At 52.2% G+C, this 542-nt stretch carries 1 pseudogene; it reads right to left on the bottom strand.

From position 1 onward, the window contains the following. Positions 1 to 331: 331 nt before the first annotated feature. A pseudogene (locus tag NW827_RS10325) lies at positions 332 to 542 on the bottom strand (hypothetical protein); the annotation flags it as partial.

Here is a 542-nt window from a genome sequence, read left to right as displayed (position 1 = left end):
AGATGGCCTGAGCTCGAGGGGATAGGAAGGGAGAACAGTTAACGACTCCCACAACTTTAGCCTTTAGCTTAATCGACGGGAAGCACTGCACTGTATTTGTGTTCCGTAGGTGGCGTAAGCCATATTGGGTTTACTCAAGAGCAAATCAGTGTCGGGATGAAAGCCGTTGTGCTGCAATTGAGGAGAACAAGTTAAATCTCTGGAGAGTTTCCCGCCGTGGGTCGCACGGCGGCAGAACGCTGCGGCCTCTGTACCAAAAAATAAGTCTGGGAAGCAGGAAGCCCGTAAGCTATCGGTTCGCGCAGCGTAGCGTAAGCCATGTTGTGTTGGCTCAACGAGAATGAGTGTTGGGAAAAGCAATAGGCAAGTGCTCTACCCCCAATACGTCAGATACCGCTTTGTGGAGAATGTGGAGCTCCTGGGAGTTCAGGGTGCCTTTTTCAAGGCGGTTGCGGTCAATGCCCGTTTTCAGGGACAAGCGCAGCATGACAAAGTTGGGATCCGGAGCGTAGCGCTTGGCGTAGCTAATCAAAGCCTGAGCA

This window comes from Synechococcus sp. H70.1 (assembly GCF_047502705.1).
Taxonomy (GTDB): domain Bacteria; phylum Cyanobacteriota; class Cyanobacteriia; order Thermostichales; family Thermostichaceae; genus Thermostichus.
This window is presented reverse-complemented; position numbering and strand designations above follow the sequence as displayed.